Origin of the sequence: Streptomyces composti, from assembly GCF_012034205.1 — a bacterium.
Taxonomy (GTDB): Bacteria; Actinomycetota; Actinomycetes; order Streptomycetales; family Streptomycetaceae; genus Streptomyces; species Streptomyces composti.
Genome location: NZ_JAATEM010000047.1, coordinates 19,809 through 33,031, shown reverse-complemented (window position 1 = coordinate 33,031; position 13,223 = coordinate 19,809). Strand labels below are relative to the sequence as shown.

Annotated in this window: 13 protein-coding genes and 2 pseudogenes; 12 read left to right on the top strand and 3 right to left on the bottom strand. The window is 71.2% G+C overall.

What is annotated here, in order from left to right:
* Positions 1 to 545: response regulator (locus HCJ93_RS28035; protein WP_167998631.1), on the bottom strand; the 545-nt coding region annotated here is incomplete at its 3' end.
* A gap of 264 nt (positions 546 to 809) precedes the next feature.
* On the opposite strand from HCJ93_RS28035, the gene HCJ93_RS28030 reads away from it, so the two are divergent.
* Positions 810 to 1,061, top strand: a complete 252-nt coding sequence (locus HCJ93_RS28030; protein WP_167998630.1) for a hypothetical protein — start codon at positions 810 to 812, stop codon at positions 1,059 to 1,061.
* Positions 1,062 to 1,329: 268 nt separating this feature from the next.
* Here HCJ93_RS28030 and HCJ93_RS28025 read toward each other — a convergent pair.
* Positions 1,330 to 2,231: pseudogene (locus tag HCJ93_RS28025) on the bottom strand (IS982 family transposase).
* A 113-nt stretch (positions 2,232 to 2,344) separates the two neighbouring features.
* Between HCJ93_RS28025 and HCJ93_RS28020 the strand changes: the two are divergent.
* The 11 genes and pseudogenes from HCJ93_RS28020 to HCJ93_RS27970 all read left to right on the top strand — a co-directional run bounded on the left by HCJ93_RS28020 (position 2,345) and on the right by HCJ93_RS27970 (position 12,145).
* Positions 2,345 to 2,887 (top strand): DapH/DapD/GlmU-related protein, encoded by a 543-nt coding sequence (locus HCJ93_RS28020; protein WP_206318055.1) that lies wholly within the window; start codon positions 2,345 to 2,347, stop codon positions 2,885 to 2,887.
* 402 nt (positions 2,888 to 3,289) lie between these two features.
* Positions 3,290 to 3,559, top strand: a pseudogene (locus HCJ93_RS28015) (IS110 family transposase); the annotation flags it as partial.
* Positions 3,560 to 4,052: 493 nt separating this feature from the next.
* Positions 4,053 to 4,469: a hypothetical protein gene (locus tag HCJ93_RS28010; RefSeq protein ID WP_167998629.1), complete on the top strand. Its 417-nt coding sequence runs from the start codon at positions 4,053 to 4,055 to the stop codon at positions 4,467 to 4,469.
* Between the two features lie 334 nt (positions 4,470 to 4,803).
* A complete protein-coding gene (locus HCJ93_RS28005; RefSeq protein ID WP_309141528.1) occupies positions 4,804 to 6,390 on the top strand; it encodes a TnsB C-terminal domain-containing protein in 1,587 nt (528 codons plus the stop codon).
* The gene (locus HCJ93_RS28000) at positions 6,387 to 7,214 is read left to right on the top strand and encodes an AAA family ATPase (RefSeq protein WP_167998628.1); all 828 of its coding nucleotides are present in this window, start codon (positions 6,387 to 6,389) and stop codon (positions 7,212 to 7,214) included. Before HCJ93_RS28005 ends, HCJ93_RS28000 begins: the two co-directional genes overlap by 4 nt.
* Entirely contained in the window at positions 7,208 to 8,038 is an 831-nt protein-coding gene (locus tag HCJ93_RS27995) for an AAA family ATPase (protein WP_309141527.1), read from the top strand. The genes HCJ93_RS28000 and HCJ93_RS27995 overlap by 7 nt, the downstream gene beginning before the upstream one ends.
* Before the next feature lie 86 nt (positions 8,039 to 8,124).
* The gene (locus HCJ93_RS27990) at positions 8,125 to 9,465 is read left to right on the top strand and encodes a carboxymuconolactone decarboxylase family protein (RefSeq protein WP_309141526.1); all 1,341 of its coding nucleotides are present in this window, start codon (positions 8,125 to 8,127) and stop codon (positions 9,463 to 9,465) included.
* Positions 9,462 to 10,244 carry a hypothetical protein gene (locus tag HCJ93_RS27985; RefSeq protein WP_167998626.1) on the top strand — a complete coding sequence of 261 codons (783 nt, stop codon included), beginning with the start codon at positions 9,462 to 9,464 and terminating at the stop codon, positions 10,242 to 10,244. Before HCJ93_RS27990 ends, HCJ93_RS27985 begins: the two co-directional genes overlap by 4 nt.
* Before the next feature lie 2 nt (positions 10,245 to 10,246).
* A complete protein-coding gene (locus tag HCJ93_RS27980; protein WP_240967948.1) occupies positions 10,247 to 11,425 on the top strand; it encodes a hypothetical protein in 1,179 nt (392 codons plus the stop codon).
* Positions 11,426 to 11,469: 44 nt separating this feature from the next.
* Positions 11,470 to 11,730: a GntR family transcriptional regulator gene (locus HCJ93_RS27975; RefSeq protein WP_167998625.1), complete on the top strand. Its 261-nt coding sequence runs from the start codon at positions 11,470 to 11,472 to the stop codon at positions 11,728 to 11,730.
* A gap of 142 nt (positions 11,731 to 11,872) precedes the next feature.
* Positions 11,873 to 12,145, top strand: coding sequence for a hypothetical protein (locus HCJ93_RS27970; protein ID WP_167998624.1), 273 nt, complete (start codon positions 11,873 to 11,875; stop codon positions 12,143 to 12,145).
* A 196-nt stretch (positions 12,146 to 12,341) separates the two neighbouring features.
* On the opposite strand, the gene HCJ93_RS27965 is transcribed toward HCJ93_RS27970, so the two are convergent.
* Complete coding sequence (locus HCJ93_RS27965; RefSeq protein WP_167998623.1) at positions 12,342 to 12,860, bottom strand: hypothetical protein; 519 nt, start codon at positions 12,858 to 12,860, stop codon at positions 12,342 to 12,344.
* Between the last annotated feature and the right edge of the window lie 363 nt (positions 12,861 to 13,223).

Below are 13,223 nucleotides of genomic sequence, written 5' to 3'. Positions count from 1 at the left end.
CCTAGGCCGACCAGTGCCAGTACCTCACGCTCGCGCTGGGTGAGTACGGACAGCTGTTGTTCGGCGGCCTGTGCGGCGGCCCGCTGTGTGGTGAACTGTCCGATCAGGCGGCGGGTGATCCGTGGTGCGAGCAGTGCGTCGCCGGCGGCCACGACCCGGATGGCGTGGAGCAGTTCGGCCGGCCCGGCGTCTTTGAGGAGGAATCCGCTGGCACCGGCCTGGAGGGCTTCGAAGACGTACGCGTCTGTCTCGTAGGTGGTGAGGATCAGTACCCGCACATGGTCCAGGCCCGGTGTCCTGACGATCTGCTCGGTTGCCTGGATCCCGTCCAGCCTGGGCATACGGATGTCCATGAGCACGACGTCCGGCCGGGTCGCACGGGCCCGCTCCACGGTCTGGGCGCCGTCGGTGGCTTCACCGACGACTTCGACGTCGTCCTCGACATCGATCAGCATCTTGAACCCGGACCGGACAAGGTGCTCGTCATCGGCGAGCAGAACCTTGACCGGGGCGCGGCCGAGCGAGGAGGGGTCTGCTGCGCTCATGCCCGGATCCTACTGCGTGACCAGTGGGGCCGGTTGCGTGCCGGACCGCGATCGCCCGCCCCCCGTCATGTTCCGCGGTCCTGCAAGAGGGCCGCTGGCCTCCGGACCCGGCATGGCCGTTCCCCCTGTCGAACTGATGACCTAGGGGGGCGCCGGGCCCGAGAGGCGCCGCCGGAGACGCTGATGAGAGGTCCGGCCACCGCCCGGCCGAGCGCAACGCCCGGCCGCTTGCGGTTCGTTGCGGAAAAGGCGACCCTGCAGTCCGTGCAGTGGCGGCGGTGGTTTCCGCCCACATCGCAGCCGGCTTTCCTGGCCACGGCACCAGTACTGACCGACCTGTTCACCTTCGACGGAGCCGCCGGCACCCATGGGCCGTACGAGGTGCTGCCCGTCTCCCGCTGGTGCGCCCCCGGCCACATGACCAGCGTGGACCGGGCGGCGGCCAGCAGATCAGCCGTGCCCCTTCCTCCCACCACCGTCACCCGGCCTGTGAGCGGCTCCGCGGCACGCTGCTGATCAGGCCTGAGAGGCCCGGCGGCGGACGGGCGCAGCCCGCTGGAGGTTCTGCTCCGGCCAGGCGACGCCGGCCGCTGCCGGATCGGTGGCCTGTGGCGCCGGCAGGAGCTGCCCGCAAGACGACTTCGACGACGCCGACGAAGCCCCCCGACCCCCGGCCCCCGCATGCGGCAGGGTGCCGGGGGCGTCCTGTGAACCGCGTGCGCCCACCCTGCCCCGCAGCCCCGGCAAACGGACCTTCAGCATCGGCTGGATGATCAGTTCCGAGTCAGTGGTCGTAGGCGGTCAGTGAGCGTAGGACGGGCTGTCCGGTGTGGTCGTTGTGCCAGATCGCGGCGGTCAGCGCGAGGACGCGCTGCATGACGCGGGCGATCACGCCCCGGTGTGCGGCCTCGGTGCTGTTCGAGGTCGAGCTGTCCCTGGAAGGTCTCGTTGACCGGCTCGATGACCTGCCGCAATGGTCGGAACAGGGCTCCGCCGGGCCGCTGCCGTTCGTCCTTGCGGGCCGGATCGCAGCAACCGGATGTCCAGCTGGGCAAGTTCGCGTTCGAAGCCGCGGCCGAAGCAGTTTTTGTCGCCGATCAGTGTCTGGCCGGGCCGGCCGGCGACGAGGTGCGGTTCGGCCGCGAGCAGGTCCAGCAGGGTTTCGCGTTCGCCGGCCTTGGCCCCGGTCAGGACGAACGCGACGGGCAGGCCCTGCACAGTGCACACCAGGTGCAGGCGCAGGCCCAGGAAGAAGCGGCTGTGACTGGCGCAGTACCCGTACTCGGCCCATCCGGCCAGGTCGGAGCGTTCCACGGTCTCGCGGGAGCGGCCGCATTCCACCGGGGTGGAGTCCACGATCCACACGTCGTCGCTCCACGCCGGGCCGTCGGCGGCCAGCGGTCGGGTGACCCGCCGCAGCAGCGCGGCGGCCTTGCGCAGGTGCTTGTTGCAGCCGGACTGCCGCGGCAGGTACGGGACGAGGTACCGCAGGTGACCGCGGACGTGGCGGAGCCACCTGGCCTCGGAGGTGAAGCCGGGCATGGCCTGCATCATCGCCAGCGTGACCAGCTCCGCGTCGGTGAGCTGCGGGACGGGCCTGACGGCCGGACGCCATGGCACCAGATGCGGAGGCGCCTTCAGCAGGTCGTCGGTCTTCACATAGAGTGCCGTCCCGAGGATGCCCAGGCTGTCGTCACAAAACGATCTCGGACGCCCTCGTTTTCGTCTCCGCCGGCACCCCTTGACTCTGATCGTCCGGTGAGCTTGCCCCGCCACCGGTACACAGAAGGGATCGTGGCATGTCCAGCGACCGTCTCATGCGCATCCGCAGTGCCGAGTTCCAGGCCATGGCCCAGAGGGTCCTGCAAGTCACCGAGCTCACCTCCCGCCTGAACGTCCTGCCCTTCGAGGACGAAGCGGGTAAGGCGGACCTGCTCGAGCAGATCCTTGGCAAGCCGCTGCCGCCGAGAGCCACGATCTATCCGCCCTTCTACACGGACCATGGCCTGAACCTCGACCTCGCCGAGCGCGTCTTCATCAACCAGAACTGCACGTTCCTGGACTATGCCGGGATCCGGCTCGGCGAGCGCGTGATGATCGGACCGAAGGTCACGTTCATCACCAGCGGCCACCCGGTTGATCCCGAGGAGCGGCGGCTGTATCTCACCGGCGCACCCATCGACGTGGCGGAGAACGTGTGGATCGGTGCCGGTGCCACGATCCTGCCCGGCGTCAGCATTGGCCGCGACGCCGTGGTTGCCGCCGGCGCGGTCGTGGCCGATGACGTTCCGCCGGCAAGCCTGGTGACCGGCAGCAAGGCAACCGTGCACCGAAAGTGGTGACAGCCTCTTCGGGGCCAGGACGAGCCCCACTGCGGGCAGCCGTAACCACAGCGGAAGCGCGGAATCCTCCCCCGAGGCAACTGGCACCAGTCCAAGGTGCAAGAGCCCCTCCACTCGCGCCCCGGCCCCTTGGAATCGATCATCCAGTCCCCGGCCCGGCCGGTGGGCGGGGGCGCGGTGCTTGACGTGAGGGCGGGGGAGCGTGGCGCTGGTTCACAGAGAGCCGCGGGCGGCCGGTGCCGTTCCCGTCTGCCGATCGCACGATGGCTCCCGAGCACACATGGCGGACACACCCCGGGGCCACTGCGCACGAGCGGGCAGCTGCGCAGGCCGACGTGTTCGGGGAGATCGACGACGCCGAGCTGGGGCAGGGCGGCCCTGACGGCGGCTCACCGTGGGCGTGCCGCCCCCATGACCACGTCTCCCGGGACCTCGATCCACGGCGAACACGCACCCCGCGGCGGCAACCGGCAGCTCAAGCGGGCGATGTTCCTGTCCGCGTTCGCAGCCCTGCACGATCCCGCCTCCCGCACCTCCCACGACACATGCCGGGCCAGAGGAAAGACCCACACCCAGGCACTGCTCCGTCCGGCCCGACAACGGATCAACGTGCTGTTCGCGATGCCCCGCGACGGCACCTTCTACGAACCCAGAACCCCACGCCTCGCCTGACGAAAGACACAGACCCCCCCCGGGGAGCTTCTGCGCTCCACGCCGCCCCGGCGCCCGCGCCCCCCCGCGCCGTACGGCCCCGCGCCCTTCCTGCGCCGCGCCCCGGCGACCGCGCCCGGGAGACTGGCTGGGACAGCTTCCCCGCCGCGAGCAGCCCTCCCGCAGACCCGGGCACCCACCACCTGTGAGGTTCGGCCGTGATGTCACTGGAATGTTCGGCTTCGTATGTCACTGACCTGTAGGCATGTTGGCGCTGCTCAGGGGCGGTTGGATCGATCGATCATGGTGACAGTTCCCCGAACATTGCAGTGACCTGAGGCCGTATCGGCCGGTGTCACATTCCTCGTATCTCCTTTGTCTTCCTGGCCTTGTGGGGCCTGCTCTTCGTGGAGCCGTGGCGTCACGGGCCTGCTGCTCTTCATGGGACACGCGACCGCGATCGACAGGGCTGGAGTTGGCGGAATTGTCAGAGCCGAAGGCCATCATGGGTGCCATGACCGACACAGAGCCCTCGGACATCGACGTCTTGGTGGCCTTCTCGCCGGAAGAGTATGCCCTGATCAGGGAGCACGCAGCCGAGCTCCACATTCCCATCGCAGCCTACGTCCGGCAGGCCGCCGCGAGACAGGCGCGCGACGGACAGCTCAAGCGTCAACTCCTCCGGGAAGCGGCACAGAAGCAGGACCCGGCCGCTGACGTGGTCACCGGCCTGCTCATCGACGACGTCCGCGACAGGGACCCCGCCACGCTCACCCAGGCAGAGAAGGAAGCCCGGATGCGGGAAGCCGCCCGGGAATGCGGGATCGAATACACCCCCGAAGTCCGAGACCTGGGCAACGCACTCTGGGCGAAGATCGAAGCCTTCCAGAACGACACGTCGACCAGACCCGCGAACCGGAAGCACGACTGAACGCTGCCGGCGGTGTCCGGCGGTTTTTGGCAGGTGCTGCGGGGGAGCGTGATGCCGGTGGCGGTGTCGCGGAGCCTGGATGGGTGCGGATTCCCGCGGCGATGCCCGAGCGTCGTTAGCACGTGCGTCCATCGAACTGGCGGGAACGTTTGGTTGTCACCCGCCCGAGTGATCGGCTGGGCGGGGAGCCCACGGGCGTCTCATAGCCTCGGGTCAGACGCACCCGTCACACACGTGCGTCAGGCTGAACTGCCCTGTTTCCACCCTTTGCTTGGAGGCTGTACGTGATCTCCGTGCCGTTATCCACCCGCCCACCCCAGGGGTGCCGGCACCGGTGACGACGCTGGACGGCACCTCCGAGGAGGGCTTGGGGCGGCATCGGGACGAGCTGCGGCCCGCTGCTGTGGCCCGGCTGCTGCAGTTGCGTGGTGCGGGGGAGTTGACCACCGCGCATGTGCGGCTGGTCGCCGAGTCGGTGGGCGTGAGCGTGCGGCAGGTGTGGCGCTGGCTGGCCCGCGCCGAGGAGACCGGCAGCACGGAGAAGCCCGAGCGCATCCGGTTTCGGATCACCGAGGAGATCATCGATGTCCTCGCCGATCACCAGGGCAATGTGAAACGCGCCCATGAGCATCTGGTGCGCGATGCCCGGGCGGCGGGCCGGAAGCCGATCGGTCTGACCACGCTGCACGACGCCATCGCCCGTGACCTCGACCCCGGTTTCATGGCAGGTCTGCGGGAGGGCATTCCGGCCGCCCGCGGCTTCGACCCCGCCTTCCAACGGCCTCCCGTGGCCCGCAACCAGGTATGGGAGGGCGACCACAAGCAGGCCCCGCTGGTGGTGGCGATGCCCGACAAGAAGCTGGCGCGGGTGTGGGTGACCTGGTTCGAGGACCGCGGTACCGGCTATGTGATGGGCTGGGCGGTCACCGCCGGGTCCGCGCACCGCGGGTCGGTCCTGGCGGCGGTGCGAGCGTCCGTGCTGCGGGAGGACCCCTACGGGCCGGCCGGGGGATTGCCCAAGCTCGTACGGGTCGACGGCGGCGCCGACTTCATGTCCAAGACGGTGCGGCGGGCCTTCGGCCTGCTGGGGGTGCCGGTGCAGCGGGTGCGCAGCGCCCGCCACAAGGGCGGTATCGAGCGGCTGAACCGCACCAGCATGACCCGCTTCTTCGCCGACCTGCCCCGCTACACCAAGGCGCCTCTGCTCGATCACCGCAGCCGCGTCGGCGACACTGATCCGCCGTTGACGTTCGAGGCGTTCGTATCGCGTCTGGGGGAGTGGATCACCGAGCACAACACCCAACATGTGGTGCAGCGCACCGGCATGACACCGCTTGAAGGGTGGCTGGCCGACCCCACCGAGATCCGGCCCGAGCCCACCCCGGCCGAGCTGCGCGCGTTCATGCTGGAGAGCGACCACCGGCCGAGGAAGATCACCAGTCACGGGGTGGAGTTCGCCGGGCGCTGCTACATGCCGGAGAACGGCGTCGGCCGGATCGGGATGGAGGTGCGGGTGCGGTGGATGCCGCACCATGCCCACGAGATCGACCTGTACACCTACCGCGGCAACCGCTACATCGGCCGCGCCTTCCTCAGCGACGAGGCCACCGACGAACTGCGCGCCAAGGTCCTTGGCGGCCGCCGGGAGCACAGCGCTGAACTGCGCCGGGCTCTTCAGCGCTCCGGTGAGCGCAGACGCGACCGTTATCTGCCGGCCACCGAACCCCAACTGCCCGCCTCGGCAACGCGCATGACCAAACAGGAGGCGCTCGCCGAACTCACGGGCACCAGCCGGCGAGCGCCTGCCGCTCCTCGCCGCCGCGCGGAGCCTTACTCGCCCGTGACCCCCGTCCCGGCCGGCTGGGTACGCCCCGGCAAGTCCACTGCCCCCGCCGATCCCTCACACAAGGACGCGTCATGACTACTGCACCCAGGCGCAAGCACGTGCCCCAGCGCCGCGCCGAGCCGGCCGCGGGCCCCTCCAACGCGGCGCCCCGCCGCCGGCCCGATCTGCGTCCGCAGTTCTTCCTCGACATCCCGGACTCGCAACTGGTCGCTACCGACACGCTGCTGCAGATCAAGGACACCGTCGTCGACACCGTCGAATCCCGGGCGATGTCGGTGATCTACGGGGATGCCGGGCTGGGAAAGAGCTTTTCCACCCGTGCCACGATCCAGGAGATGAACCCGGATCTGATCCTGCCGCTGGATTTCGCCCGCTCCCGCCCGGGGCCGAAGGACCTGCGCGAGGAGCTGTTCCACCAGATGAACCTTTCCTGCAAGATGCCGGGGACGCCGACCGCGTTCGACAAGCTGCTGCGCGAGACCCTCCCGCGGCGCCCCTATGTGATCGTGTGTGACGAGGCCCAGCAGTACCGGCGGGAGAACTTCGAGTTCTTGCGCAAGTTGTGGGACAACTGCGACCCCAAGCCCGCCATCCTCTTCGTCGGCGGCCGGGAGGCGTACGAGACGCTGCAGAGCGACCCGGCGCTGGCCTCGCGGATCTACATCCGCCTGGAGATCCTCGCGATGTCGCCCGAGGAGGTCCTCAAGACCGTCCCCGACTCCCACCCGGTGTGGCGGGACGTTGACGAGGCGCTGCTGAAGCGGATCGACACCCAGTACGCCGACGGCTCTTTCCGTGAATGGGTAAGGATCACCAAGCACGTCCTGAAGGGCCTTGAGTACTTCGGGACGGAGAAAGTCGACGACCGGGTCGTGGACTGGGCGCTGGCGCGGTGTTGACCATCGCGCCCCGCTCGCGGGCCGTCTGGGGCGAGACGGCAGCAGCAGAACCGTTCGCCGTCGTGGACGGCGTTGCCCCGCCCGGCCTGCACTTCCTCGCCGTCCCCGGCCTGCGCACCCTGCTCACCCCGGGCATGCTCGCCGTGGGCGAGGCGCTCGCCGACGCCTGTGTCCAGCGGCGCTTTGTGTGCGTGCTGGGTGATGCCGGGATCGGCAAGACCTTCGCCGTGCGCACCGCGGCACACCGTCTCGGCGTGGCTGTGCTGCTTGACCTGCGCGCCCAGTCGGCGCCGGCGGACCTGCGCGCCGGCCTCCACGGCGCGCTCGGGCTCACCGGCACACCGCCTGCCGATCCCGGAGCCGCCGACACGCTGATCCGCCGCGCCCTGGCCGACACACCGCGGATCGTCGTCGTCGACGACGCCGACCGGATGTCGGGCTCTTGCTTGGAGTACCTGCGCTTCCTTCACGACGGCACCCCCGGCGGGCTGTGCGTGGTCCTGATCGCCGGGCAGCGCGGCGAACGGCACTTGCGCGCCCAGCGGATGCTCGCCACCCGCACCGCCGCCTGGCTTCACCTCGGTGCGCTCACCCGCGACCAGATCCCGAAGGCGGTGCCCGCCCTGCACCCGCTGTGGCAAGCCGTCGCACCCGGCGACCTGCAGGCGCTGGACGCCCGCTTCGCCGGCGGCAGTCTGCGCCGCTGGGTCCTGCTCACTCACCACACCCGGCGGGCCCTGGCCGCCACAGGCGCCGCGACGCCCGATGCGCGCCTGCTGCAGGCCGTCGTCGACCGCATCGACACCCCGGGCCGGCGCCCATGACCACGCACCCTCGCGCCCCAGAACAGCCTGCGGCACCGGCACCGGCGCCGGTGAGGCTGCTGCTGGATAGCGACGATGACCATGCGGTGCACCGGGTCGCCTACCAGTGGGCCGATCCCGCCCGTGGCCGGATCACTGTCGACCCCACCCCGCACACCACCAGCCCGGCCTACCTCGCGCTGGACGTACTGCGCGCCATGGGCCGCGACACCTTCTCCCGCGAGGGCGCGGAGCGGATGTCCACCGACCCGGCCTGGCGCGCGCTGACCTGCTGGACCCTGGCCTGCGGCCGCGCCGAGGTCATCGTGCTGCGCGCCCACCGCCTGACAGTTGAGCGGCTGCGCCGCCTGGCCGCCTGGCGCGCGGACACCGGCATCCGCCTCACGCTCCTGGCCCATACCCCTCAGCAGGCAGACGTCCAGCGCCTGCTCGAACACCTCACCGCCGCAGGGCTGATGGACGTGGTGACTGTGACGGGCACGGCCGCCATCCTCGGCGCGATCGGCCCGGCCGCCCCCGATCGCCGGTACGGCCCGCCGCCGCGTGATCACGCCTACCCGCTGCCCACGATGCCCCGTAGCGGGGTGGCCGCGTTCCGCGCGGACTGCTGGCGCCGGCAGAACGCCACCGACTTCGCCCACACCGACGGCCAGTACCGCGCCGGCTACGCGGCCGCCCGCGCCTGGCTGGCCCGCACCCAGCCATCCTCTGTCGGCGGCATCGAACCTGCCGACGGCACTGCTGCGCCCACTCCCTTCAACCTGCACCAGATCGAGGCCTTGCGGCTGTTCCTGGCCCAGCTGACCGTCTCGAGCCCCAGCGCCGCGCACACCGTGGCCCGGGTGCGCGGCGCCCAGGCCGGCTTCCTGTCCCGCTCGCTGCTGCTCAACGTGCCCGACGACCTCACCGACCGCGCGGGGCCCGGCATCACCACCGTGCCGATCACCCCGCGCACCGTGCACACGATCACCGTGCGCCTGCCCAACCCGCTGCGCGCCGCCGCCATCGCGGCGCTGCTGTTCACCGGTACCGACACGTCGCTGCTGTCGATGACCCAGATCGGATCCGTCGACGACGCCCAGACCACGGTGGCCATCGACCGCGACTCGCGGATCCACATCGGCGAACCTCCCGGGCCCCGGCACATGTACGCCATCCCGCCCCGCGCCCGCCCACTGCTGCACGCCGCCGTCGCATTCCGCCGCCGCACCCCGCGCACCGCCGAGGGCCATGGCCTGTTCGCGAACTGCTTCGGCACCACCCCACGCCTTAAGGCCCTCATCGCCGACGCCGGCCTTGCGATCCCCGCCCTGGACCACCCCCACGCCGGGGACGACTGGCACACCGCCGCCCGCTGCTGGCACCTGCACACCCCCGCCCCACCCGCTCCTGATGTCCTGCCGCGCCTTGGGGAGTTACGCCCGTGACCGACCAGATGCCGCTGCCCGACGGCACGTCCGCGGTCGCGTTCGACTGGAAATTCCTGCGCACCCGTGCCGCCCAGTGCCGGCTCACCGACGAGGACCTGACCGCGCTGACCGGCACCCCCACCGCCGACTGGGAGGCCCGCCTCACCCCGCACACGCTCCCCGCCGCGGCCCTGTTCACCCTCGCCCGCGCCCTGAACACGTCTGCGGAATCCCTCCTGCGCCGGCCCGGACCGGCGCGCCGTGCCGCCCCGGCGGCGGCCGGCGACGCCACTGTGCTGCACGCCGCCCTGCTCGAGGCCGACCGCATCCACCCCGACGACCTGGCCTCCGCGCTGGAATGGACCCCGCACCGCCTTCGGCGCGCCGCCACCACCCTGGCCGCCCACCTCGAACAGTCCGGCAGCCCGCACCGGCTCGTCCACACCGGCACCGCCATCCACTTGATCTGCGCACCCGACCTTCTCACCGGCAAGCAGCGGCAGAACCTGCATGACTGCGGCCACACCGCCGCCACTCTGGCCCCCGGCGAAGCCGCCTTGCTGGCCCGCCTGCTGCACCACACCGCGCACGGCCTTACCCCCGACCTGCCCGCCGAGCAGATCCCGCGTCTGGCCAACCGGCGCCTGCTCGCCCCTGACGGCGAGCAACCCGCTCCCCATCCGGACGTGTTGTTCGGCCTCGGCCTGGCCACCTGCCCCCTCACGGACACCAAGACCGCCGCCGGCGGCTGCGCGTCGGTGCCCGCCACTGCCACGCCGCCACCGCCCGGAGCGTGATGATGCCGCCTGCGCCTACGGCCGCCGCACCCAAGACCACCACCGGCGCGTGGAAGCCCACCTGGTCACCCGGCCACACCAGCACCGGCCTGCCCCCGCTCACTGTGGTGCACGACCCTCACGACGACTACGCCTTCATGACCGCCGCGCTGACCGCCCACACTCCGGCGCTGGGCCGTATCACCGTCCACCCCACCCCGGTGGCGAGCGCTCCCGCCTCCCTGGCCCACGACCTGCTGCGCAGCCTGGGCAAACACCTTCCCCTGACAGGGAGCGAGGACGACGGCGCCTACTGGACTGGCAGCACCGAGACCGCCTGGCGGGCGGTCGCCGCCTGGATCTTCGCCTTGCGCATCGATCACGTCATCGTCACCCGGACCCATCGCGTCAGCCCCCGGCACTTCGAATACCTCTTCGCCCTGGCCGAGCTCACCGAAATCCGCCTGACCCTGCTGTGCCACGGCCCCCTCCCCGCCGCCCTCGCCACCGCCCTGGCCGTGACCAGGCACGAAGAGGCGCACACCCTGACTGCGGCCCACCGCGCCCTTACCGCGTCCGCTCCAGCACCGCCCGCCGACCGGTTCGCATGGTGGGAGGCAGGCGAGCAGTTCCCGCCCCGCGAGGGCGAGCCGTGCTTCCTGCTGCCCACCCGCCGTACGCCGGGCCGCGGCGTGATCGAGGCAGCCTCCCGCCGCCTGGGCCATACGGTGCTCCCCCTGCCCGCGGCCGGCCGCTTCCCGCCCGAGCCCGACGAGCCGACCGTGCTCCTCGCGCACCGGCTGCATGCGCGGATCGCCCATCCCGTGCACGCCGCGGCGCTGGCGGTGCGCATCTTCACCGGCCGGCCAGCCGGGCAGCAGCAGGTGCCTGCCGTGAGGGCGGCCCCGCCGGCGGGGGCGAACCGTGGCCGGGAGGGTGGAACACCCGCCTGGGCAGCAGACCTGATCGAGGCAGGGCGCCGCTTTCGGCAGTTGGAGGGGCGGGCGGACAGCGACCGCCCGCTGCGGCTGAGCCCTTGGGACCAGGCGGCCGTGACCGAGGCAGCCCAGGTCTGCGGCCTGCACGAGCAGCAAGCACCCCGCCCGAGGCGGCACGTGGCCCAGGCCGCTGCGCGGTCCAGGCGGCCCGCTGCCGAGAATCGCAGCGCGGGCAGTGCACCCACGCCGATCCGGGCAGCATGAGGCATGCAGGACCCCAGCCAACCGCAGACAACAGGGAGCAGACGATGGCTGAGCCAGGGACAGAACTGTTCGAGGCGATCCGACGTGACCACCGCGCGGGCGACAGGCTGCCCAGCTCCCTGGCCGCCCGGCACGGTGTGTCCCGCCAGACGGTCATGGAGGCGATCTCGGCCGTGCTGCCCCTGCCGCATTCCCTCCCGGCCGACGAGGAGGAACTCGACGAGATCCGTCAGCTTCTGGATGTGCTGCTGGAAGAAGACCAGGCCACGACACCGGGGGAGCAGTGCTCGGCCTTTGCTGTATGAGGAGCTGACCTGTCGCACGAGCAGGCTGCCGGTGTCCTACCGGTGGGTGTGGGAGTACATCACCCAACGCCGCTCGAAGCATGCCGACGCCGGCACAGCCGGACCATACGAGCGCACCTGGGCGGGCAACGTTCCCTCCGACATGCCGAGCTTCGTCACCTACCTGATCACCAGCGCGGTGCGCGACCTGGCCGAGCTGCAGATCGAAGGGACGCAGCCGGCGACCGAGGGTGTCGAGCTCGGGATGGTCTCCCTCGGCAGCGCCGTGGCTCGGATCAATCAGGCGCTCTACGAGTTCGCGCTGGTCGGACGCCGGGCTGGGCTGTCCTACGCGCAGATGAGCGCCTTCACCGGCATCCCCGAAGACGACCTGGCGAAGCAGGTCGAGGACTACCACCGCCTCATGACCACCTGAGCAACAGCAGCCCGCCCCGTCGCCGGCCGTGACGGGGGAACCGACGGGTGTGGGGTGTTTGCGGTGGCCGCACTGTGGCGGTGGGCGGTGAACGCGTTCGGAAAAGCCGCCAGGCGCCGCCCCGCCGGATCATTGCAGGTGACCAAGCCCGGTTGCCCCGTGCTTGGTCACCTGCACGGGGGCGTGTGCGCGGTGATCACTGCGGCGGTGTGTGGCCGATGCGGTCTTTCCACTGGGCGTGGGCGTGGCGGAGGTGGAGCAGGGCGATGTACCACCACAGGTCCGCCTCGCCGCTGTCACTGTCGTGGGCGGAGGTGGTGCGCCGGGCCGCTGACTGGGCCTCTTGCAGCGCGTCGCTCAGGCTCCACCACCCGAGCGCGCTGCCGTCGGGGAAGGCGACGCGGCGCCGGGTGGCTTCGCTGGCCGCTTCCCACAGGGCCTGGAGGGTGTAGCGCAGCGAGCGTTCGTCCAGCGCGGTGGGCTCCGCGTGCGGCAGGGTGGGGTCGATGGCGACACGGCCCCAGGTGTTGATGTGCTGCGCGATGAGGGGCAGCGTGATCTGCCGCTCAGGGACGGGCGCCACGTCATCCGCGGCCGCCGCGCGGGCGGCGGGTGCGTGGGGTGCGGGATCGAGCAGGCCGGCCTGGGCCAGCAGCCGGGCGACGGCCAGGCAGGTGTCCTGACGGTGGTGGAAGGGACAGTGTTCGGGGTCCATCGATTGCCTTTTCCTGCTGGGCGGGGGAGCGGGCCATGCTAGCCCCGCCCGGTGTTCTGGGGCGGTCCGGCGATTGGTCGTGCGCTCGCTGTAGGACGGGGGCGCTGTTCCATGGGCAGAGCGTGTCATCCGCGAGTCCCCGTCCCCGGGCCGACCTGATCGAGTTCCTGGACGCAGCGACACTGCGGCGCTTGTGGCCGGCTCTGTTCCTGCCAGGGCCGGCCCGGGCAGCGTGGCAGCGGCGATTTGCCGAGCTGCGGCATGGCGAGCCGGACCCGCCGTGTCGTGGATGATCGCTGCCGCCGGGGGTCAGCGGCCGCGATGAGTCTTCCCTGCTGCCTCGGCCCGCGCAGTTCGTCGCTG